General features: G+C 72.1%; 18 protein-coding genes. 10 read left to right on the top strand and 8 right to left on the bottom strand.

All coding sequences use genetic code 11. The features are described from left to right. The first annotated feature begins 244 nt into the window (after positions 1–244). The 5 genes from ABZX85_RS00005 to ABZX85_RS00025 all read left to right on the top strand — a co-directional run bounded on the left by ABZX85_RS00005 (position 245) and on the right by ABZX85_RS00025 (position 5,493). A complete protein-coding gene (locus tag ABZX85_RS00005) occupies positions 245–1,522 on the top strand; it encodes a serine hydrolase (RefSeq protein ID WP_355860930.1) in 1,278 nt (425 codons plus the stop codon). A gap of 145 nt (positions 1,523–1,667) precedes the next feature. Further along, the gene (locus tag ABZX85_RS00010; RefSeq protein ID WP_355860933.1) at positions 1,668–2,573 is read left to right on the top strand and encodes a hypothetical protein; all 906 of its coding nucleotides are present in this window, start codon (positions 1,668–1,670) and stop codon (positions 2,571–2,573) included. A gap of 164 nt (positions 2,574–2,737) precedes the next feature. Next, positions 2,738–3,442: an LAETG motif-containing sortase-dependent surface protein gene (locus ABZX85_RS00015; RefSeq protein ID WP_355860936.1), complete on the top strand. Its 705-nt coding sequence runs from the start codon at positions 2,738–2,740 to the stop codon at positions 3,440–3,442. Positions 3,443–3,623: 181 nt separating this feature from the next. Then, complete coding sequence (locus ABZX85_RS00020; protein WP_355860939.1) at positions 3,624–4,538, top strand: NAD-dependent protein deacetylase of SIR2 family; 915 nt, start codon at positions 3,624–3,626, stop codon at positions 4,536–4,538. Between the two features lies 1 nt (position 4,539). Beyond that, positions 4,540–5,493: a macro domain-containing protein gene (locus tag ABZX85_RS00025; RefSeq protein ID WP_355860942.1), complete on the top strand. Its 954-nt coding sequence runs from the start codon at positions 4,540–4,542 to the stop codon at positions 5,491–5,493. 1 nt (position 5,494) lies between these two features. Here the strand turns inward: ABZX85_RS00025 and ABZX85_RS00030 are convergent, their stop codons facing one another. The 7 genes from ABZX85_RS00030 to ABZX85_RS00060 form a co-directional block, all read right to left on the bottom strand. Continuing rightward, positions 5,495–6,775: a DUF3500 domain-containing protein gene (locus tag ABZX85_RS00030; protein ID WP_355860945.1), complete on the bottom strand. Its 1,281-nt coding sequence runs from the start codon at positions 6,773–6,775 to the stop codon at positions 5,495–5,497. A gap of 30 nt (positions 6,776–6,805) precedes the next feature. Then, positions 6,806–8,335, bottom strand: coding sequence for a HAMP domain-containing sensor histidine kinase (locus ABZX85_RS00035; RefSeq protein WP_355860948.1), 1,530 nt, complete (start codon positions 8,333–8,335; stop codon positions 6,806–6,808). Beyond that, on the bottom strand, positions 8,332–9,033 hold the full coding sequence (locus tag ABZX85_RS00040) for a response regulator transcription factor (RefSeq protein WP_355860951.1): 702 nt from the start codon (positions 9,031–9,033) through the stop codon (positions 8,332–8,334). The genes ABZX85_RS00035 and ABZX85_RS00040 overlap by 4 nt, the downstream gene beginning before the upstream one ends. A gap of 155 nt (positions 9,034–9,188) precedes the next feature. Then, a complete protein-coding gene (locus ABZX85_RS00045; protein WP_355860954.1) occupies positions 9,189–11,456 on the bottom strand; it encodes an MMPL family transporter in 2,268 nt (755 codons plus the stop codon). A gap of 146 nt (positions 11,457–11,602) precedes the next feature. Then, complete coding sequence (locus tag ABZX85_RS00050; protein WP_355860957.1) at positions 11,603–12,523, bottom strand: SGNH/GDSL hydrolase family protein; 921 nt, start codon at positions 12,521–12,523, stop codon at positions 11,603–11,605. 110 nt (positions 12,524–12,633) lie between these two features. Next, positions 12,634–13,317 carry a response regulator transcription factor gene (locus ABZX85_RS00055; protein ID WP_355860960.1) on the bottom strand — a complete coding sequence of 228 codons (684 nt, stop codon included), beginning with the start codon at positions 13,315–13,317 and terminating at the stop codon, positions 12,634–12,636. Continuing rightward, positions 13,314–14,513 carry a sensor histidine kinase gene (locus ABZX85_RS00060; protein ID WP_355860963.1) on the bottom strand — a complete coding sequence of 400 codons (1,200 nt, stop codon included), beginning with the start codon at positions 14,511–14,513 and terminating at the stop codon, positions 13,314–13,316. The genes ABZX85_RS00055 and ABZX85_RS00060 overlap by 4 nt, the downstream gene beginning before the upstream one ends. A gap of 184 nt (positions 14,514–14,697) precedes the next feature. On the opposite strand from ABZX85_RS00060, the gene ABZX85_RS00065 reads away from it, so the two are divergent. After that, entirely contained in the window at positions 14,698–15,144 is a 447-nt protein-coding gene (locus ABZX85_RS00065; protein WP_355860966.1) for a hypothetical protein, read from the top strand. Positions 15,145–15,276: 132 nt separating this feature from the next. Here ABZX85_RS00065 and ABZX85_RS00070 read toward each other — a convergent pair whose 3' ends face one another. Beyond that, on the bottom strand, positions 15,277–16,716 hold the full coding sequence (locus ABZX85_RS00070; RefSeq protein ID WP_355860969.1) for a gamma-aminobutyraldehyde dehydrogenase: 1,440 nt from the start codon (positions 16,714–16,716) through the stop codon (positions 15,277–15,279). 183 nt (positions 16,717–16,899) lie between these two features. Here ABZX85_RS00070 and ABZX85_RS00075 point away from each other — a divergent pair, with 183 nt between their 5' ends. From ABZX85_RS00075 to ABZX85_RS00090, 4 genes are all read left to right on the top strand, one after another. Beyond that, positions 16,900–17,367, top strand: a complete 468-nt coding sequence (locus tag ABZX85_RS00075) for an Lrp/AsnC family transcriptional regulator (RefSeq protein WP_355860972.1) — start codon at positions 16,900–16,902, stop codon at positions 17,365–17,367. Further along, positions 17,364–18,722, top strand: a complete 1,359-nt coding sequence (locus tag ABZX85_RS00080; RefSeq protein ID WP_355860975.1) for an aspartate aminotransferase family protein — start codon at positions 17,364–17,366, stop codon at positions 18,720–18,722. The genes ABZX85_RS00075 and ABZX85_RS00080 overlap by 4 nt, the downstream gene beginning before the upstream one ends. 194 nt (positions 18,723–18,916) lie before the next feature. Further along, the gene (locus tag ABZX85_RS00085; protein ID WP_355860978.1) at positions 18,917–19,657 is read left to right on the top strand and encodes an ATP-binding cassette domain-containing protein; all 741 of its coding nucleotides are present in this window, start codon (positions 18,917–18,919) and stop codon (positions 19,655–19,657) included. Continuing rightward, the gene (locus ABZX85_RS00090; protein WP_355860981.1) at positions 19,639–20,943 is read left to right on the top strand and encodes a hypothetical protein; all 1,305 of its coding nucleotides are present in this window, start codon (positions 19,639–19,641) and stop codon (positions 20,941–20,943) included. Before ABZX85_RS00085 ends, ABZX85_RS00090 begins: the two co-directional genes overlap by 19 nt. Positions 20,944–20,974: the final 31 nt, after the last annotated feature.

Here is a 20,974-nt window from a genome sequence, read left to right on the forward strand (position 1 = left end):
GGCCGGACGAACTCCCACTCCGCATCGGACAGCTCATGACGACGAATCACCCCACCATGATCCACCAAGCAAGATCAATTGAAGACACGCCCTAGGGGGAATCCCCGAGAAAGTGGCGGCGTGTCGGGGTGGGCGGATCGGGGGTGGGTCCGGGTGGGGACCGGCCGTTCGGCCGATACGGGGGAAGGGGGCCGGGCCGGACGATGGTCGCATCGCATTCGGCACATCGACTTCGGGGGATCTCATGCACCTTCGCCGGACGACCGTCCTCGCCGCGTCGCTCTCCGCGTCACTCGCCCTGGCGCTGGCCGTCGGTCCGCTGGCGGCGCCGGTCTTCGCGGCGGGCTCGTCGGCGGGGGTCTGCGAGCCGGCCGGGACTTTGGCGGTGAGCCCGCAGGCGCCGGTGACCCGGATACCGGTCGCTCAGACGCCGTTCACGCAGACGTCGACCACTCAGACGCCGGCCCCGCAAGCGCCGATCACACAGGCCCCCGACGCGAAAGCCCTGAGCGAGGCCATAGCCGGGCTGCCGGGCTCCGACGCGACGGCCGCGCTGGTCCGTGTCGGAGGGACGGCCGGGTCCTGGCGGGGCAGTTCGGGTGTGCGGGACATCGAGAGCGGGGCCCCGGCCGACCCGAGCGCCCGGTTCCGGGCCGGCTCGACGACGAAGGTGGTGACGGCGGCGACGGTGCTGCGGCTCGCGGCGGAGGGGAAGGTGGACCTCGGGGCGCCCGTCCAGCGGTATCTGCCGGGCCTGCTCAGCCGGGAGTTCCAGCCGATCAGCATCCGGCAGTTGCTGAACCACACCTCGGGCATCCGGCCCGGTGACGAACTCGGTGACACCTTCGAGGAACAGTACGCCCACCGCTTCGAGACGCTGACACCCCGCCAGGTCGTGGCCTCGGCGGTGGCGAAGGGCCCCGAGTTCTGTCCCGGCGCAGGTCAGCACTACTCCAACATCGGGTACACGATCCTGGGCCTGCTGATCGAGAAGGTCACCGGTCGCCCGTACGCCACCGAGGCCACCCGCCTGGTGCTGGCCCCCGCCGGGATGCGCGACACGTACTTCCCGGGCGCCGACCCGCGTATCGCCGGCCCCCACCACCACCACGGCTACCAGGCGGTCCGGCGCGCCGACGGGACGACGGAGCTGGTGGACGTCACGGAGTGGAACCAGGCGGACCGTGCGGCGGCCGGCGACATGATCTCGACGACGGCCGACCTGGAGCGGCTGATCACGTCCCTCTTCCGGGGCCGGATAGTCCCCGGCCCCCAGCTGGAGGAGATGTTCACGGTCCCGGCCGGCATCACGGGGGCCACCTACAGCGCCGGGCTCCAGCGCGGTGAGGTCAACGGCAAGGTCTTCTGGCTCAAGACCGGCTCCCGTCCCGGTTTCATCGCGATAGCGGGGGCGACCAGGGACCTCTCGCGCACGCTGGTCTATTCGATCAACGCAACCGACGCGAAGGGGAAGGACATGAACGCGGTGGCCCAGCGGGTCGTGGGGGCGGCGGTGAGGTAGGGCGGGCGCGACCCCGGAGAGGGGCGGTGCGGGGGCGGGCCGGTACGGTGGCGGTCAGCTTTTCTTATACCCCACAGGGGTATAGAGTCAGAGCCCTGTACCCCCCTGGGGTATACCGTCGGAGAGGCAGAAGAGGGAGCCCGTCATGAGCCCACTCCAGAAGATCGGTGCTTTCGGTGCCGCGCTAGCCGTGTCGTTCGGGGCCGCGTACGGGGTGGGTGCGCTGGTCGGACCGTTCGACAGCGGCTCGAAGAGCGAGGCGAAACAGTCGGCACACCAGGGGGCGGGACATCAGGAGGCCGACGCCGAGTCGGAGACCGAGGGTGCTGCGAGCCCCGTCGTCCCGGCCGGGCTCCAGGTCACCGAGGGCGGGTACTCGCTGGATCTGGCGACCACGGCGCTGGTGGCGGACCGTGCGGGGGAGGTCAGGTTCACGGTGCGGGGGAAGGACGGCGCGCCGGTGACCTCGTACCGGGTGGAGCACGAGAAGGAGCTGCACCTGATCGTGGCCTCGCGGGACCTCACCGAGTACCGGCACCTCCACCCGACGCGGGCGGCGGACGGCACATGGAGTGCGCCGGTGACGTTGGAGGAGGCGGGCAGCTACCGGGTGTTCGCGGACTTCACGCCGGCCGGCGCGGCGAAGAACCTGACGCTGGGGTCGGATCTGACGGTCACCGGGGCGTACGCGGCGCGGCAGGCGCCGGAGCCGGTGCGGGAGGTGACGGTCGACGGGTACACGGTGAGGCTGGACGGCGAGCTCGTGGCCGGGAAGGGGAGCGAGCTGGGGTTCACGGTGAGCAGGGCGGGACGCCCGGTGGCGCTGGAGCCGTACCTCGGGGCGAACGGACACCTGGTCGCGCTGCGGACCGGGGACCTCGCCTACCTGCACGTGCACCCGCACGACGACAAGGCCGGCGCGACGAAGGTCGCGTTCACGGCGGACGTGCCGAGCACGGGGTCGTACCGGCTGTTCCTGGACTTCAAGGCGGACGGGAAGGTACGGACGGCGGCGTTCACGGCAGGTACGGACCAGCATGCGCACGGATGACCGTGCCATGGCGGTCTTGACCGGTGTTTGAGAGGTCGGCGAGCTGTCCATGGGAAGCCGTTGAACCCATCCTGACCTGCGACGACAGTAGATTGACAGGGGATTCGACAGGCTTGTAGGACGTGGGGGTCAGGCTCCTTCACAGGTCTTTCCTAAGGACGATCGTGTCCCTTTCTCCCCGTGTCCGCGTGCTGCGCGCGACACGTCTCATAGGTGTTCCGGCCGCAGCCGCGGCCCTCTGTCTGGCCGTCGCGGGCAGCGCGTCGGCGTGCGACATCCGTGACTTCTCCGCGTCGGCCGAGTGCGGCGCGGACGGTCACGGCTTCATCCGCGTCACGGACGTGGACCCGACCGGCACCCCGGCCACCGTCTCGGTGCAGATCAAGCTCTCGATGCCGGACGACCAGTACCGCGACGTCGGCAGCAGGACGATCGAGCACTCCAGCGCGCAGGGCACGAGCGTCGACATCCCGGTCGACTGGACGCCGGACTGGACGTACAAGATCCACGTCAAGGCGGGCGGGTACGTCGACGAGGACATCACGCCGATGCTGACGACCCCGTCGAAGGCGTGCCCGGCCTGGTACCCGTCGCCGAGCCCGACCCCGTCGGCCCCGGCCTCCCCCTCGCCGTCCCCCTCGGCCTCGCAGTCGACCTCGCCGTCGCCGCAGCCCTCCCCCTCCGACTCCACGCCGGCCGCCCCGACCCCCGCGGGCAACGCCCCCACCCCGGCGGGCGGTTCCACCCACCTGGCCGAGACCGGCGCCTCCGACTACACCGCCCCGGCCGCCGGTATCGCCGTGGGCATGATCGCCGTCGGCGCGGGCACCGTCTTCGCGCTGCGCCGCCGCAAGGCCGCCGGCAACTGAGCCACCCCCGCACCCGCGAAGGCCCGCAGCTCCCCCTGCGGGCCTTCCGCGTTCCTGTCGGGTTTTGACCATCGGCGGTCCGAAGCGCACCGGGACGATCCGGCCACACCCCCGTACGTTGAAACGGGGGCCCGCGGGTCCCCGGCAGGACGCACGGCGCGAGACGAGGGATGCGGCAGCGATGGTTCAGGACACCTTCCGTGACTGGCTGGACGAGGCGGACGGGGTGCTCGTCGCGGCGGGCGCCGGGCTGAGCGCGGCGGCCGGGTACGACTACGGCGACACCGACCGGTTCCGGGAGCTGCTGCCCGCGCTGCACCGGCTCGGGCTGCGCTCGCGCTATCTGCTGGGTGTGCCGTTGCCGCCGGACATGATGTGGGGGTACTGGGCGGTCCACATCACCGACATCCGGTTCGCCGCCGCCCCGAACCCCCTCTACCGGCGCCTGCGCGAGCTGGTCGGCGACCGTGACCACTGGGTGATGACCTCGAACGTCGACGGGCTCTTCGCCCGCAACGGCTTCGACGCCGACCGGGTCTTCACGCCGCAGGGCGACTACGGGTTCCTCCAGTGCAGGACGCCCTGTACGCGTGAACTCTGGCCGAGCGGGCCGTTCCTCGACCGGGTGCTCGCGGCGTACGACCGGGAGAGCGGGCGGGTGCGGGACGCGGCGGCGCTGCCGGTCTGCCCGAACTGCGGGGGTGAGGTGTTCCCCAATGTGCGGGTCGGGCCGGAGATGGTGGACGACCCGTACAGACCCGCCGGAGAGCGACTGGCAAAATGGCTGAGCCAATTCCAAGTGGCTGAGCCACTCAGCCACTCGTCCACTGAACCAACACCCGCCGCCCGACCGACGCCCACCACCCACCCGACGCCCGCCTCACCGCGGACGCGGACCCTCCTCGTCATAGAGATCGGCGCCGGCTTCAACACCCCCGGCGTCATCCGCCTCCCCCTGGAGAACCTCGTGCGACACACCCCCACCGCCCGCCTGATCCGCGTCAACCCCGACCACCCCGAAGTCCCCGCCGACCTGGCCGCGTCCGGAAGAGCGCTGCCGGTCCCCGCAGGGGCGGACGAGTTCCTGGTGCCCTGACATGCCGAACTCCCCCCTGACCCCGCCCCCCTCGCCCTTCCCCATCCCCCGAAGGGACCCCGCGGTCCTCCCCCTCTCCGCCTACCGGGACGCCATCGCCCTGGACACCCCCTTCACCCCCGCCGCACCCCCCTCCCCCGCGGACCGCCTCGACACCCACCTCCGCGAAACCCTGCGCCTGATGAACGGCGACCCCTCGATCGCCCGCCTCGGCCTCTCCCCCGGCTCCCTCCCGGAGCTGACGGACCCGGCGACCGCCCGTCAGGTCCTGCGCGCGCTCCTCACGGTCCGCGACCCCGGCTCCCTCCCCGAGGGCACGGACCAGGAACTGGACGCCCTCCTCGCCGGCGAACGCGACCTGCGTCCGACGACCCACCCGGCCGGCCTCCCGACCGTCGACGGCACCCCCGACGGCCGGACGAGCCTGTGGCGCGGCGACATCACCACCCTCGCGACGGACGCGATCGTCAACGCCGCGAACAGCGGCCTCCTCGGCTGCTTCCGCCCCCTGCACCCCTGCATCGACAACGCGATCCACTCCGCGGCGGGCCCCCGCCTGCGGGACGACTGCAAGACGGTGTACGACGCGCAGGGCGCCCCCGAGCCGACGGGCGTCGCGAAGGTGACCCGGGGCTACCACCTGCCCGCCCGGTACGTCCTGCACACGGTCGGACCGGTGGTCCAGGGCCGCCCGGCCGCCGGCGACGCCGAGGCCCTCGCCTCCTCCTACCGCGCCTGCCTGGACCTCGCGGCCGAACTGGACGACATCCGCACGGTCGGCCTCTGCGCGATCAGCACCGGCGTCTTCGGCTACCCGAAGGAGGACGCCGCCCCCGTCGCCGTCCGCACGGTCGCCGACTGGCTCGACGCGCACCCCGGCCGGTTCGACCGCGTGGTGTTCACGGTCTTCGGCGAGGACGACGAGAACGCGTACCGCCGGGCACTGGGCGAGTGACTCAGCGGTGGTGCGGCGACGTCAGGTAGTGCTGTCGCAGCAACTCCTTGCCGTAGTCGTTCCCGTTGGGCGTCCGGATGATCGAGTGGACGTGCTTCTGGGTCGGCGTCCCGCCCTGCGAGGCCCCGTACGCGCCGGCCAGCGGCCCCGGTGACTGGCAGTCGACCTCGACCCAGACGACGGGGCTGTGGACGCGGACGTAGAAGGCGTCGGCGTCGCCGGTGCCGCCGGCCCAGGTGACGTAGGTGTCGGACAGGTGCTTGCGCACCTCGGCGAGATGGGCCTTGGAGACGTCGGCCTTGGCCCGTCCGGCGAACGCCTCGACGATCCCCAACAGCTTGGTTTTCTGGGCCGCGTTGAGGACGTTGCCCCGCAACCCCGTGTACGCCTGGACGGTGTTGTCGGAGAACGCGCCCGCCTTCATCGACTCGTTGGACTTGGTCGCGGAGGCGACGGCGACCGAACGCTGGGCGTCGGTGAGGGAGTTGATGAAGGCGAGGGAGGCGGCGACCTCCTCGTGGCAGACGGTCACGGTCTCGCCGTCGATCTCCATGACGGTCGGCTCGGAGCCCCAGAAGCAGGGGCTCATGACGACCTGCTTCCCCAGCACGAAGTAGTTGACGACGAGATGGTGGCCGTCGAACTGGAACCCCCAGGGCTCGGTGGCCGACGGCGTGCCCATCACGGTCCAGTAGTAGGCGTCCTCGTTGAAGGACCCGGTGTTCCCGATCGCCTCCCCCGCCGCCTGGTTGATCCGCCGGATCTTCTCGGTGGTCTCCAGTCCGTCGGCGCTCAGCGCGGACCGCAACAGGGCGGTGCCGAGCGCCTTCTGAGCGTCCGTCAGGTCGGCGAGGGAGACACCCTGACGGCCGTAGGAGTCGATGTTGCTCCACAGGCGCCACTCCGTGGAGTGGACGGTGAACTGCGTCTCCGTCCGCTGCGCGTCGGTCAGTCCCGCGAGGAACGCGTTCGCGGCGGCGATGACGGGCGCGGTGTCGACGCCGGTCGAGTGGACCGTGAAGAGGTCGTCGATCCGCTTGCCGTCGGTCGTGAGGCCGAAGAACTCCTCGGTGAGCGACTGGTTCCCGGGCCCGCCGCCCCCGGGACCGCCGCTCGGCGCACCGCTCGACACCGCGCTCGGCTCGGCCGTCGGCGTCCCCGTCTCGTCGGCCGCGAGCGCCGTGAACGCGCCCGCCCCGCCCATCGCGGCGACGGCGGTCGCGCCCGACGCGAAGAACACCTTCCGCATGAAGTTCCGACGACCCGCGTGCTGCTCGCCCATGATTCCGCGCACTCCTCCCTCAGGGGGGCCTCAACGCCCCGTCGAACCCCACCCTGAGGCATCCAACTGAGGCTCACCTGAAGGGAGTTGAGAATCCCCGGCGAAAGGCAGCCACACCCTGAACTCCGTCCGCCCAGGCTCGCTCTCCACCCCGATCGACCCCCCGTGCGCCCCCACGATCGCCGAAGCGATCGCCAGCCCCAGCCCAGCCCCACCCCCCAGCCCAACTCCACCCCCCAGCTCACCCCCACCCCCCACACCCCGAGACCGAGAAGCCCCCTCCCGCGTGAACCGCTCGAACACGTTCGGCAACAACTCCCCAGGAATCCCCGGCCCGTCGTCCCGCACGACCACCAGACACCCCCCGCCCCCACTCCCCGCCCCCGCCCCCGCCTCCACAACCACCTCCACCCGAGTCCCCCCAGGCGTATGCGCCCGAGCGTTCGCCAGCAGATTCACCACCACCTGCGTCAACCGCCCCGCGTCCCCCACCACCACCGCCGGCTCCGCCAGCCGCAGCGCGAGCCCCCACTCGTGCGAACCCCCCGCCGCCCGCGCGTCCCACACCGCCTCCGCCACGAGCGTCGCGAGATTCACCTCCGCCCGCTCCAACGGCCGCCCCTCGTCCAGCCGGGCGAGCAGCAGCAGATCCTCCACGAGCCCCGTCATCCGCGCGGACTGCGCGGACACCCGCCGCCAGGCGAGCCCCGGCTCCAGCGCGGTCACCCCCTGGTCCATCAGCTCGGCGTACCCTGCGATGGAGGCGAGCGGCGTGCGCAGTTCGTGGCTCGCGTCGGCCAGGAACCTCCGCATCCGGTCCTCGCTGCGCTGCCGCTCCCCGAGCGACGACTCCACCCGGTCGATGAGCCGGTTCAACGCGGCCCCCACCTGTCCGACCTCCCCCTTGTCGGCCACCTCGACGACGCGCGGCAGCCCGCTCACCTCGCCCCGGTCCAGCGGCGCCCGCGCGACCTCGGCGGCGACCCCGGCGACCCGCCGCAGCGGCCGGAGCCGGCGTCGTATCACCACCGCGGACACCCCGCCCGCCACCACCAGACCGGCGGAGGCGATGACGGCCTCGGTGACGATCAGGTCGTGGAGGGTGTCCTCGACGCCGGTGGTGGGGAGGCCGGCGAGGACGCCGGGGCCGTCGCCGCTCGCGGCGGTCAGCCGGTAGGTGCCGAGCCCGGGGATCGTGCGGGTGTGCAGCGTGCCGTCCGCGGTGATCCCGGTGAGGGCCGCGCGCTGGGCGGCCCTCAGCACCGTCTGCTGGCCGTCGCCGGTCACGACCTCCGCCGCGACGACCTTCCCGGCCGTGAGCCGCGCGGCGACCGTCCCGGCGGGCTGTCCGCGTTCGTTGAGGAACCCCAGGTCGGTGGCGTCCCCGGTGCGCCGCTGGAGGCCGCCCTGGCTGCGGTCGGCGGCGTCGCGGACGCGCTGGTCGAGGGTGGCGTAGAGGTTGGCGCGCTGGACGAGGACGGTCGCCGCCGCCATCGTCGTACAGACCGCGACCAGCATCCCGGTGACGAACAGGACCAGCCGGCCGCGCAGGGAGTTCATCTCTCGCCCGCCGCCCGGATGACGTAGCCGGCGCCGCGCACGGTGTGGATCATCGGGGCCCGGCCCCGGTCGAGTTTGCCGCGCAGGCTGTAGACGTAGACCTCGACGAGGTTGCCCTCGCTCTCGAAGGAGCTGTTCCACACGTGGTCGAGGATCTGGGCCTTGCTGAGGACCTGCCGGGGGTGGCTGACGAGGAACCGCAGGAGGTCGAACTCCTTGGCGGTGAGCGGCACTTGCTCGCCGCCGCGCTGCACGACCCGGGTCCGCTCGGCGAGCACGAGGTCGCCGAGGACGTGCACGGACTCGTCGGCCGACGCATCCTCCGCGCCCGACCTGCGCAGCAGTCCGCGCAGCCGGAGCATGACCTCCTCCAGCGAGAAGGGTTTCGTGACGTAGTCGTCGGCGCCCGCCGAGAGCCCGTCGAGCCGGTGCTCCAGCGCGTCCCGCGCGGTCAGCATCAGCACGGGCAGGTCGGCGTTCTCGTACCGCAGCCGGCGCAGCACCTGGAGTCCGTCGAGGTCGGGCAGCATGCCGTCGAGCACGACCGCGTGCGGCGCGCAGCCCCGCGCCAGCGTCAGCGCCGTGCGCCCGTCCGGCGCGAGGAACGGCCGCCAGCCGGCCTCGGTGACCGCCAGAGCGAGCAGCTCGGTCAGCTCGGGTTCGTCGTCGACGATCAGGACACGGGTGGGCGCGGACATGCCCCGAGCCTCCCGCGACGGCCTGTCGGTTCCCTGTGCGCGGGCTGGGGACACCCCATGACGACGACGCGAGCCGCCGTCGTACGACAATCGCTTCGTACGACGGCGGCTCGCATCCCGAGCGGACCCGAACCCGCCCCGTTAGACCCGCACCGCTAGACCCGCACCGGCTCCTGCGCCGGTGTCTCGTCGGCCCGCTTCGTGAGCGCCTCGCCCTCGATGTCGACCTTGGGCAGGACGCGGCCGAGCCACTTGGGCAGCCACCAGGCGCGGTCGCCGAGGAGGGCGAGGACCGCCGGGACGATCGCCATGCGGACGACGAACGCGTCGAGCAGGACCGCCGTCGCGAGGCCGAAGCCGATCATCTTGATCATCGACTCGCTCTCCCCGATGAACCCGGCGAACACGGCGATCATGATGAGCGCGGCGGCGACGACCACGCGGGCGCTGTGCCGGAAGCCGGAGACGACGGCCTCGTGCGCGGAGTCGCCGTGGACGTAGCCCTCGCGCATCCGGGAGACGAGGAACACCTCGTAGTCCATGGCGAGTCCGAAGACGATGCCCACCAGGAAGATCGGCATCAGGCTCATGATCGGACCGGTCTGGTCGACGCCGAACAGGCTCGCCGCGTGGCCCTCCTGGAAGACGACCACGACCGCGCCGAGCGCCGCGAGGACGGACAGGAGGAAGCCGAGCGCCGCCTTGAGGGGGACGAGGACCGAGCGGAAGACGATCAGCAGGAGCAGGACCGCGAGGCCGACGATCGTGACGAGGTAGGGGATCAGCGCGCCCTGCACCTTGTCGGAGATGTCGATGTTGAGGGCGGTGGTGCCGGTGACCTCGAACTGCGCGCCGGTCCGCGCCTCGGTCGCCGGTCGCTCCGAACGGATCGTCTTGACCAGCGTCTTCGTCTGCTCGGCGGTCGGGGCGGTGGCGGGCGTCGCGCTGAACACGGCGGTGTCGCCGGCCTCGTTCAGCCGGGGCTGGGAGACGGAGACGATGCCCTTCGTGGCGGCGATCTTCTCGCTGATCGCCGCGGCGGCGGTCTTCGCGTCGCCGGTGCCCTTCGCGTCGACGACGATCGTCAGGGGGCCGTTGAACCCCGGTCCGAAGCCGTCGGCGAGCGCGTCGTAGGCCCGCCGCTCGGTCGTGGACGTCGGCTTCGCCTCGTCACCCGGCATGCCGAGCTGGAGCCCGGTCGCGGGTATCGCGAGCGCGCCGAGGCCGACGACACCGAGGATCAGGACGGGGAGGGGGCGGCGGAGGACGAAGCGGGCCCAGCGGGTGCCCATGTTGTCGGCGGGCGCCGACCCGGGAGAGACGCCGGTGCGGTCGTCGGCCTGCTCGGTACGGGCCGCCTTCTTGCGGAACCCGCGGCCTCGCGGAGCGGACGCGCCCCCCTTCCGCTCCGCCCGCTTCAGCACCGCGTTCGGCCAGAACCCCAGCAGCGCCGGCACGACGGTCAGCGCGACGAACACCGCGACGACCACCGCCCCCGCCGCCGCGAGCCCCATCTTCGTCAGCATCGGAATCCCGACGACCGCGAGCCCGGCCAGCGCGATGACGACGGTCAGCCCGGCGAACACGACGGCCGACCCGGCGGTCCCGACGGCCAGCCCCGCCGCCTCCCGGGGCTCACGCCCCCGCGCCCGCTCCTCCCGGAACCGCGACACGACGAACAGCGCGTAGTCGATCCCGACCGCCAGCCCCAGCATCATCGCGAGCGTGCCGGTGCTGCTGGACAGCCCGAACGCGTCGCCGAGGAGGGTGATCGCCAGCATCGTCAGCGCGACGCCGATGATCGCGGTCAGCAGCGGCAGCCCGGCCGCCGCGAGCGAGCCGAACGTGATGAGCAGGACGACCGCGGCGACGGCGATGCCGATGATCTCGGCGACCCCGCCGGGCCCGCCGCCCGCGTCCATCGCGGTGCCGCCCGCCTCGACGGTCAGCCCGGCGTCACGGGCCTGGCCGATCGCCTTGTCCAGCGCGGTGTGGCTGGCGTCGGAGACGTCGTTCGCGGTCACCTTGTAGGTGACGACGGCGTACGCGGTGGTGCCGTCCTCGCTGACCGCCTTCGCGGTGAACGGGTCGGCGACACCGGCGACCTGGGAGCCGTCCTTGAGGGAGCCGACGGCCTCCTCGATGGCCTGCTTGTTCTCGCCGGCGGTGACCTTCTGCCCGTCCGGGGCGACGAACACGACCCGTGCGGTGGCGCCGTCGGCAGCCGCGCCCGGGAAGCGCTGCTCCATGAGGTCGAACGCCTTCTGGGACTCGATGCCGGGCATCGAGAACTCTTCGTCGGTGGTGCCGGGGGCCTTCATGGCGCCGAGGCCCACGAAGGCCAGGACGGCGGCCCAGATCAGGACGACGTACCAGCGTCGTCGGAAGGCCAGGTGGCCCAGTCGGTACAGGAAGGTGGCCAAGGCGGTACTCCACATCGGGTCTCGGGTACGCCTCAAGCCTGGCCGGGCGGGGTGCCCCGGGGCATCGTCCCCCGATGGGCACTTCGCCCTGCTGAAACCGTGGAAGGCGGTACCGAAACCGTGGTACTTCCGGCCTCCCCCGCCTCCTACCCGAGGACTACACCCAGGACCGCCGCGGCCATCCCGGCCTCTCCCCGCTCGTTGGGGTGCACGGGCGCCGCGGGCGCGGTCGGCATCAGCGGCTCGACCCACCGCACGTCCTTCGCGGCACAGGCGCCCCGCCCCTCGGAGGGCCGGTACGTGTCGACGTACGACGCCCCCGCCCCCGAAGCGGCTTTGCGCAACGCCGAGTTGAGCCGCTGCTCCTGTTCGCGCAGGAAGCCGACGTCGCCCGGCGCGAGCCCGAGCTGCCCGCCGCAGGAGGCGGCCTCGTCGTCGCCGGGGAAGATCTCGGGGTACCCGACGACGTACACCTTCGCGTCGGGCGCCCGGCGTTCGATCTCCTGGAGGGCGCGGGTGAGTTTTCCGCCGAGGGCGCCGATCTTGTCGGTGACCTCGGTGTCGTACTTCTTCTCGCAGGGCGCGTCGGCGTCCGCCGATCTGAAGGCGCTCTCCAGCTGGTGGCGGACGCCGAGTTTGACGCACTCGGTGATCGTCGAGGCGAAGCCGACGTCGTTGCCGCCGATGCCGAGGGTGACCAGCCTCGTGTCCTTCGTCAGGGCGGTGAGCTGGGCGGGGTTGGTGCCGTCGTCGGTGTCCTGGGCGGCGCTCAGGTCGTCGAGGGTCGCGCCGGAGCAACTGACGTCCGTGAGGGGGGTCTTGAGCTGCCGGGCGACCAGCGCCGGGTAGTTCCGGTCGGAGCGTTCGCAGCCGGCGGGGGTCCCGGTCTGCGCGGGGATCTTCGGCCCCGAGGTGTACGAGTCGCCGAGCGCGACGTACGGCCCGACGGGCTTGCCGCCGTCTCCGCCCCCGCCGTCTCCGCCGTCCCCGCGCCCGATCCCGACCGCCGTCACCAGTACCGCGCAGGAGACGACCCCCGCGAGCCCCAGCCGTGTCCGCGTCCTCATACCCAGGGTGTCCCGTCTTCCGCCGCCGGCCTCACCCCTCCAGGCTCATCGACGGCCGCGCTCCCGTCGTCGTACCACCGCCGTCACCTGGGTACTGCGAACGCGGTACGTCAGAACGCGTGGGGGGACGGCCGTACCAGTCCTGTCTGGTAGGCGATGACGACGAGCTGCGCCCGGTCCCGCGCGCCCAGTTTGGTCATCGCCCGGTGGATGTGGGTCCGTACGGTGAGCACGCTCAGCGTCAGTTCGTCGGCGATCTCGTCGTTGGACTTCCCCTCCGCCGCGAACACGGTCACCTCCCGTTCCCGGGGCGTCAGTTCGGCCAGCCGTTCCGGGGTCGCCAGCAGGTTGCCGGGGGCGGCGGGGGAGGTGAGGAAGCGGGTGATCAGCGCCCGGGTGGCGCCGGGTGACAGCAGCGACTCCCCGGAGGCGACCACTCTGATCCCGGTCAGCAGGACGTCGGTGGTGACGTACTTGCCCAGGAAGCCGCTGGCGCCCAGGCGCAGCGCCTGCGCCACGTACTCCTCGGTCTCGAACATGGTCAGGACGAGCACCCGGGTGCCGTCCAGTCCGGGGTCGGCGCAGATCTCGGCGGTGGCGGCGAGTCCGTCGGAGCCGGGCATGCGGATGTCCATCAGCACGACGTCCGGTCTGCGCTCCCGGGCCAGATCGACCGCCTCCCGGCCGTTCGCCGCCTCCCCGACGACCTCCAGGTCGTCGCAGGAGTCGATGAGGAGCCGGAAGGTGCCGCGCAGGAGGGCCTGGTCGTCGGCGAGCAGGACACGGATGGTCACAGGGGGAACTCTTCCTCGGGGCGGGCCAGGGGGTGCAGGGGCAGGGCGGTCGTCACCTGGAAGCCGCCTTCCGGGCGGGGGCCGGCCTGGAGGTCGCCGCCCACCGAGTGGGCGCGTTCCCGCATGCCCATCAGGCCGAAGCCGCCGGGGGCGGGGGTGGCGGGGGCGGCGGTGTCCTCGTTGGTGACGGTGATGACGAGCCGGCCGCGCTTGTAGGTGAGCCGGACCTCGGCGCCGTGGCCGCGGCCGTGCTTGGTGACGTTCGTGAGGGCTTCCTGGATGATCCGGTACGCCGTGAGGTCGACGCCCGGCAGCAGGGGGCGCGGGTCGCCCTCGGTGACGACGCTGACGTCCAGGCCGGCCGAGCGGCAGCCGGCGATCAGGTCGGGGAGGCGGTCGAGGCCCGGGGCGGGTTCCAGGGGGTCGGGGTCGTCGGGGCGGCGCAGGATGCCGACGGTCGCCCTCAGCTCCAGGAGCGCCGAGGACGTCGTCCCCGCGAGTTCGGCGAGGATCTTCTGGGCCTGTTCGGGGTGGGTGCGGGCGAGGTGCGCGGCGGTGCCGGCCTGGGCGTTCGCGACGGCCATGTGGTGGGCCACGACGTCGTGCAGCTCACGGGCGATGCGCATCCGCTCCTCCGCGACCCGCAGCCTCGCCTCCTCCTCGCGGGTGCGTTCCGCGTGCGCGGCCCTGGCCTGCACCGACTCCAGGTACGCGCGCCGCAGCCGACTCCTCGACCCCACGGCTACCGGGAACAACAGCCACAGCCCGACGCCGACCGTCCGCAGCAGGAACAGGTCCCAGCTGGGGTTGGTCGCGACCCCGGTGGCCGCGAGCACCCCCGTCACGGTCCACCCGTGCACCCGGCTGGTCCGGTGATCGGTCAGCGCCGCCAACCAGTACAACGACGCCATCACCGGCGCCAGCAGCATCGGACTCGGCAGGTAGTTCATCGCCAGCAGCACCATCGCGCACCCCGTGGTGAGCGCCAGAATCCCCCGCGGACACCGCCGGCACCACAACACCGCCAGACACCCCACCACCGCCAGCACATCCGGCACCCACGTGTCCGGCGGCGGACTACTGCTGTCGGTCCCGATCGACGCCCCGAACAACACACAGGCGTACAACGCCACAACCGTCAGCACATCCACAGTCCGCGGATGCAACTCCGCATACCGCTCCAAACTGCTACTCATCCACCCTCTCCGCCCACCGACACCCGTCCACCCCCCACGATGCCGCCCCGATCCCACGGAAGCATCCTGCTGAGGCGGGGGGTGGGGGTACTGGAGGGGGAGGAGGGGGTACTACGGCTGCGGTACGCGGGTGCGGGGAGAATGACCTCGGCGGTCGCCGTCCGCCCTGTCCGAGGAGCGCGGGATGCAGTACGTCGAGACCGCCTGGGACTCCACCGGCTTCCGCCTGGACCCGACCGCCTACCTGGCCGCGCTCCCCGGCCTCCACGCCTGCCTGCCGCCCGGGGCCCGCTCCTTCGCCACCGATCCCGGGCACTACGACATCCCGGGCGCCACCCGTTGCGTGAAGGACCTGGAACTGGCGGACATCCGTCTCGCCACCGACAAGAGCGGCGGCCTGGTCCTGGAGTTCGCGCCGAACCCGTGGAAGCACGACACCGGCCTGCGCATCAGCTACTCCGGCGTACGCCACTTCTCCGTCGACTACGGCCACGCCATCGACTGGATGCCCGCGGACACCGTCCTCCTCGACGAGATCCTCCCGAACGACGACGGCTGCGTCCACGAGATCGCGCTGACCGACGCGACGATCACGGTGCGCTGCGCGGATCTGCGGGCGACCTGGGAGTGACCCTAGCCCCGCCCCCTACAACCCCACGATCCACAGGGGGTTGGCGGCGAGGGCGGCTGTGTCGGGGGATGCGCCCAGGAAGACGCGACGGGCGAGACCGGAGTCCCGCCCGCCGCGGCCGTACCCCGCCGTCTAGCCGTCCAGCGACGTCATCACGTGCTTGACGCGCGTGTAGTCCTCGAACCCGTACCCGGACAGGTCCTTGCCGTACCCGGACTTCTTGAAGCCGCCGTGCGGCATCTCGGCGACCAGGGGGATGTGCGTGTTGATCCACACGCAGCCGAAGTCGAGCCGCTTGGACATGCGCATGGCGCGCCCGTGGTCCTTGGTCCAGACGGAGGAGGCCAGCGCGTAGTCGACGCCGTTGGCCCACTCGACGGCCTGGTCCTCGTCAACAAAGGACTGGACGGTGATGACCGGGCCGAAGACCTCGTTCTGGATGATCTCGTCGTCCTGCTTCAGACCGGAGACGACGGTCGGTGCGTAGAAGTACCCGGTCTCGCCGACCCGGTGACCCCCCGCCTCGACCTTGGCGTGCGCGGGCAGCCGCTCGACGAACCCGGAGACCTGCTTGAGCTGGTTCGGGTTGTTGAGCGGCCCGAACAGCACGTCCTCGTCGTCCGGGTGCCCGGTCTTCGTCTCGGCGGCGGCCTTCGCGAGCGCGGCGACGAACTCGTCGTGGATCGACTCCTGGACGAGGACGCGCGTCGCCGCCGTACAGTCCTGCCCGGCGTTGAAGAACCCGGCGACGGAGATGTCCTCGACGGCCTTGGCGAGGTCGGTGTCCTCGAAGACGACGACGGGAGCCTTGCCGCCCAGCTCCAGGTGGACCCGCTTGAGGTCCTTGGACGCGGACTCGGCGACGGACATCCCGGCCCGCACGGACCCGGTGATGGAGGCCATGGCCGGCGTCGGGTGCTCGACCATCAGCCGCCCGGTGTCACGGTCGCCGCAGACGACGTTGAAGACGCCGGTCGGCAGGATCGACCCGAGGATCTCGGCGATGAGGACGGTCGACGCGGGCGTCGTGTCGGACGGCTTCAGCACGACCGTGTTGCCCGCGGCGATGGCCGGCGCGAACTTCCAGACGGCCATCATCATCGGGTAGTTCCAGGGCGCGACCTGCGCGCAGACCCCGACCGGCTCCCGCCGGACGATCGAGGTCATCCCCTCCATGTACTCCCCGGCGGAGCGCCCCTCCAGCATCCGCGCGGCCCCCGCGAAGAACCGGATCTGGTCCACCATCGGCGGGATCTCCTCGCTGCGGGTGAGCCCGACCGGCTTGCCGGTGTTCTCGACCTCGGCGGCGATCAAGTCCTCGGCGCGCTCCTCGAACGCGTCGGCGATCTTCAGCAGCGCGCGCTGCCGCTCGGCGGGTGTGGTGTCGCGCCAGCCGGGGAACGCGGCTGCGGCGGCGGCCATCGCGGCGTCGACGTCGCCGGCCCCGGAGAGCGGGGCGGTCGCGTAGGTCTCGCCCGTGACGGGGTTGACCACCTCGGTGGTCCGCCCGTCGGCGGCGTCACGGAACTCGCCGCCGATGTAGTTGCGCAGCCGACGCGGTTCGGTGCTCACGGCCGGTTCCTCCCAGAGTGCAGGTGTCCACTGACTGAGACACCACCCTAAGCCGCCGTATCGGCTTTCCGACACCCCTACCCCGCTCACTCTTGCGAAATCCGCAGATCTGAGCCGCCGTAACAACGGATTTCATCGAAACGGCCTTGCGGGACGAACGAGACGTCATGCAGAGTGGCCCTCGTGGCCAACCGAAGCACCGACAAGCACCTCGACGCCGTCAGCCTCGCGATCATCGAGCAGCTCCAGGAGGACGGCCGCCGCCCCTACGCGGCGATCGGCAAGGCCGTCGGCCTCTCCGAGGCGGCCGTGCGCCAGCGCGTGCAGAAACTGCTCGACCAGGGCGTCATGCAGATCGTCGCGGTCACCGACCCGCTGACCGTCGGCTTCCGCCGCCAGGCGATGGTCGGGGTGCACGTCGAGGGTGACGTCGAGGCGGTGGCGGACCGGCTGACGGCCATGGACGAGTGCGAGTACGTGGTGATGACCGCCGGCTCCTTCGACCTGATGGTGGAGATCGTCTGCGAGGACGACGACCACCTCCTGGAGGTCATCAACCACCGCATCCGGGCCGTCCCCGGCGTGCGCTCCACCGAGAGCTTCGTCTACCTGAAGCTCAAGAAGCAGACCTACATGTGGGGAACCCGATGAAGGACCTGAGCAAGTCCGCCTACGACCACCTGTGGATGCACTTCACCCGCATGTCGTCGTACGAGAACTCCCCCGTCCCGACGATCGTGCGCGGCGAGGGCACCTACATCTACGACGACCGGGGCCGCCGCTACCTCGACGGGCTGGCCGGCCTCTTCGTCGTCCAGGCCGGGCACGGCCGGACCGAGCTGGCCGAGACGGCGTTCAAGCAGGCGCAGGAGCTGGCGTTCTTCCCCGTCTGGTCGTACGCGCACCCGAAGGCGATCGAGCTGGCGGAGCGCCTCGCGGGCGAGGCCCCCGGCGACCTCAACAAGGTGTTCTTCACGACCGGCGGCGGCGAGGCCGTCGAGACGGCGTGGAAGCTGGCCAAGCAGTACTTCAAGCTGACCGGCAAGCCCACGAAGCACAAGGTCATCTCCCGGACGGTCGCCTACCACGGCACCACCCACGGCGCCCTCTCCATCACCGGTCTCCCCCCGCTGCGCGCCCCCTTCGAGCCGCTCGTCCCCGGCGCGCACAAGGTCGCGAACACCAACATCTACCGCGCCCCGATCCACGGCGACGACCCGGTCGCGTTCGGCCGCTGGGCCGCCGACCAGATCGAGCAGCAGATCCTCTTCGAGGGCCCGGACACGGTCGCCGCCGTCTTCCTTGAGCCCGTCCAGAACGCGGGCGGCTGCTTCCCGCCGCCGCCCGGCTACTTCCAGCGGGTCCGCGAGATCTGCGACCAGTACGACGTCCTGCTCGTCTCGGACGAGGTGATCTGCGCGTTCGGCCGGCTCGGTACGACGTTCGCGTGCGACAAGTTCGGCTACGTCCCGGACATGATCACCTGCGCGAAGGGCATGACCTCGGGCTACTCCCCGATCGGCGCCTGCGTCATCTCCGACCGCCTCGCCGAGCCGTTCTACCGCGACGGCAACGCCTTCCTGCACGGCTACACCTTCGGCGGGCACCCCGTCTCCGCGGCCGTCGCCCTCGCCAACCTCGACCTCTTCGAGCGCGAGAACCTCAACCAGCACGTCCTCGACAACGAGTCCGCGTTCCGCGCGACCCTGGAGAAGCTCCACGACCTCCCGATCGTCGGCGACGTCCGGGGCAACGGCTTCTTCTACGGCATCGAGCTGGTCAAGGACAAGGCGACGAAGGAGTCCTTCGACGCCGACGAGACCGAGCGCATCATCTACGGCTACCTCTCCAAGGCCCTCTTCGAGAACGGCCTCTACTGCCGCGCCGACGACCGCGGCGACCCGGTCGTCCAGCTCGCCCCGCCGCTGATCGCGAACCAGGAGACGTTCGACGAGATCGAGCAGATCCTGCGGACGACGCTGACGGAGGCGTGGTCGAAGCTGTAGCCTCCGGCGGCTGAGCCGTTCATACGACCCGGGGTGCACCCTTCCGAGTGAGAAGGGCACACCCCGGGCCGCGTGCTGTCCGACGTTCACTTCCCCCCTCTTTAGCGTGCCTGGTAACCGATCAGCCCCGCCTTCGTTCACCCGCACGGGGGATCGGACACGGGAACTACGGATCTGAACGAAGGTGTACGCCCATGGAGGCCCCGCCGGACAACGACGTGCTCTGGGCACGCTCCCTGCACTTCACGCACCGCGACGGCACGCCGGGGCTCGGCGGTGTCTCGCTGGGGGTCCGGGAGGGCGAGATCCTCGCCGTCACCGGCCCGCGCGGCAGCGGCAAGACGACGCTGCTGCACTGTCTGTCGGGGCTGACCCCGGCGCAGCGCGGCGAGGTCTGGTTCAACAGCGTCCCCGTCCACACCATGGGTCCCGTCGCCCGCGAACGGCTGCGCCGTGACCGCTTCGGCTGGATCGACCCGGCGCCGGTGCTGGTGCCCGAGCTGAACGTGTGGGAGAACGCGGCGCTGCCCCTCATGCTGCGCGGCACGGGCCGGCGGCGGGCCAAGGCGGCGGCGCTGGAGTGGCTGGAGCGGCTCGACATCGGTGACAAGGCGCGCCGGGACACCCGGGAGCTGACCCAGGCGGAGCGGCAACGGGTGTGCATCACGCGGGCGTTGGCGCCGGCGCCGGCCGTCCTGTTCGCGGACGAGCCGACGGCCCCGCTGCACCAGGCCGACCGGGCGCACGTGCTGCGGACGCTGACGACGGCCGCCCGTTCCCACGGCATCACGGTCGTGCTGGCGACCGGGGACCCGGACACATCGGCGCTGGCCGACCGGACGATGCCGATGCTGGACGGCCGGCGCGTGACCACCGTCCACCTGCCCCCGCCCACCGACCCGGAAGGGCGCCCCGCGTGCTCGCTCTCCGCCTGACCCGAGCCGCCCATCCGGCGGTCCACGCGCGGCGCCTCGCGGTGGCGGCGGCAGCGGCGGGAACCGGCTTCCTGCTCCTGTCCACCCTCGGCCACGCCCTCACCCACCCCGAGGCGACGGCGTCCTCGGCGCTGCGGCTGGCCTGGTGCGCGATCCCCCTGACGGCCACGGTCCACTTCGCGATGGCGGTGGCCCGCACGGACCCGGCCACCCGCCCCCGCCCCGGCCTCGCGGCGATCGGCCTGGGCCCGGCCCGGCTGATGGCGGTCTCGGCCACCACAACAGCGTTGTCCACCCTCCTGGGCTCCACGCTGGCCCTCCTGGTCTTCCTCCACCTCCGCGGCGACCTCACGGGCCTCCCCTTCGACGGCGCGGCGGCGGATTTCCTGGCCGCCGCCCACCCCCTCCCCCTCCCCGCCGCCCTGACCCTGCTGGCCCTGGTCCCCCTGGCCTCCTCAGCGGCGGTGGCGTTGATGCTGCGCCCGCGAGACACCCAGGTGGCGGCCCGGGCGACCCACCGGGCCTTCGGCGGCTTCACCAAACGAGCGGGGCGAGAGACGTTCGGCTCGTACGGCCGCTTCGGAGCGCGCGGAGCGGCGGCCACCTCTCAGCCCGAGCCCGCGGACCCCGCTGCGGACAGCGGCCCCGCCCCCCGGCCACCCGCACCCACCCCCACCTCCATCCCCTCCCCCACAGCCCTCCCCTGGGGCGCCGCCGTCCTCGCCGCCGGCCTGGCCGTCGAGGCGTACGCGGCCCGCACCACCCCCACCACCGCCCTCCTCACCCTCCCCGCCGGCCTCCCCACCGGTCCCGCGGCGGTGCTCCTCGGCTGGACGCTCACCGCCGTGGGCCTGGCGCTGGCCGGCCCGGGCCTCGCCCACCTCTGCGGCCGGCTCCTCCAGACCCTGCGCCCCGGCGCCCTGCGCCTCCTCGCGGGCCGGGGCCTGATGGAGGAGTCGTCGAGGATCGGCCGCCCCCTGGGCGTACTCTGCGCGGTCCTCTCCGGCGCCTACACGATGGCGTCCCTGAACGGCGACCGCCCCTCGGGCCCCCTCTCCACCCTCGGCGCCCTCCTGGTCACCGGCTGCGCGCTCGGCACCCTCCTGACGGCGGCGGTCGAGTCCCGCCAGTCGAGGGCGGACACCACGGCGGCCCTGATCCGCCTCGGCGCCCCCGCCACCACCCTGCGCACGGCGGCGGCCCTGCGAGCGACGGCCCTCCTCCTCGTCTTCACCCCCCTCACCCTCGCGGTGGCCCAACTGGCGACGCTGCCGCTGACGACGTGAAAACACGTACGAAAAAAATCCCCGGCCACCG

The organism is Streptomyces sp. NPDC004539 (assembly GCF_040610055.1).
In the GTDB taxonomy this organism is placed as follows: Bacteria; Actinomycetota; Actinomycetes; order Streptomycetales; family Streptomycetaceae; genus Streptomyces.

What these genes read in the sequence shown, in the direction of transcription:
- ABZX85_RS00005 (WP_355860930.1), top strand. Translation starts at nt 245, where the DNA reads ATGCACCTTCGCCGGACGACCGTCCTCGCCGCGTCGCTCTCCGCGTCA.
- ABZX85_RS00010 (WP_355860933.1), top strand. Translation starts at nt 1,668, where the DNA reads ATGAGCCCACTCCAGAAGATCGGTGCTTTCGGTGCCGCGCTAGCCGTG.
- ABZX85_RS00020 (WP_355860939.1), top strand. Translation starts at nt 3,624, where the DNA reads ATGGTTCAGGACACCTTCCGTGACTGGCTGGACGAGGCGGACGGGGTG.
- ABZX85_RS00025 (WP_355860942.1), top strand. Translation starts at nt 4,540, where the DNA reads ATGCCGAACTCCCCCCTGACCCCGCCCCCCTCGCCCTTCCCCATCCCC.
- ABZX85_RS00030 (WP_355860945.1), bottom strand. Translation starts at nt 6,775, where the DNA reads ATGGGCGAGCAGCACGCGGGTCGTCGGAACTTCATGCGGAAGGTGTTC.
- ABZX85_RS00035 (WP_355860948.1), bottom strand. Translation starts at nt 8,335, where the DNA reads ATGAACTCCCTGCGCGGCCGGCTGGTCCTGTTCGTCACCGGGATGCTG.
- ABZX85_RS00040 (WP_355860951.1), bottom strand. Translation starts at nt 9,033, where the DNA reads ATGTCCGCGCCCACCCGTGTCCTGATCGTCGACGACGAACCCGAGCTG.
- ABZX85_RS00050 (WP_355860957.1), bottom strand. Translation starts at nt 12,523, where the DNA reads ATGAGGACGCGGACACGGCTGGGGCTCGCGGGGGTCGTCTCCTGCGCG.
- ABZX85_RS00060 (WP_355860963.1), bottom strand. Translation starts at nt 14,513, where the DNA reads ATGAGTAGCAGTTTGGAGCGGTATGCGGAGTTGCATCCGCGGACTGTG.
- ABZX85_RS00065 (WP_355860966.1), top strand. Translation starts at nt 14,698, where the DNA reads ATGCAGTACGTCGAGACCGCCTGGGACTCCACCGGCTTCCGCCTGGAC.
- ABZX85_RS00080 (WP_355860975.1), top strand. Translation starts at nt 17,364, where the DNA reads ATGAAGGACCTGAGCAAGTCCGCCTACGACCACCTGTGGATGCACTTC.
- ABZX85_RS00085 (WP_355860978.1), top strand. Translation starts at nt 18,917, where the DNA reads ATGGAGGCCCCGCCGGACAACGACGTGCTCTGGGCACGCTCCCTGCAC.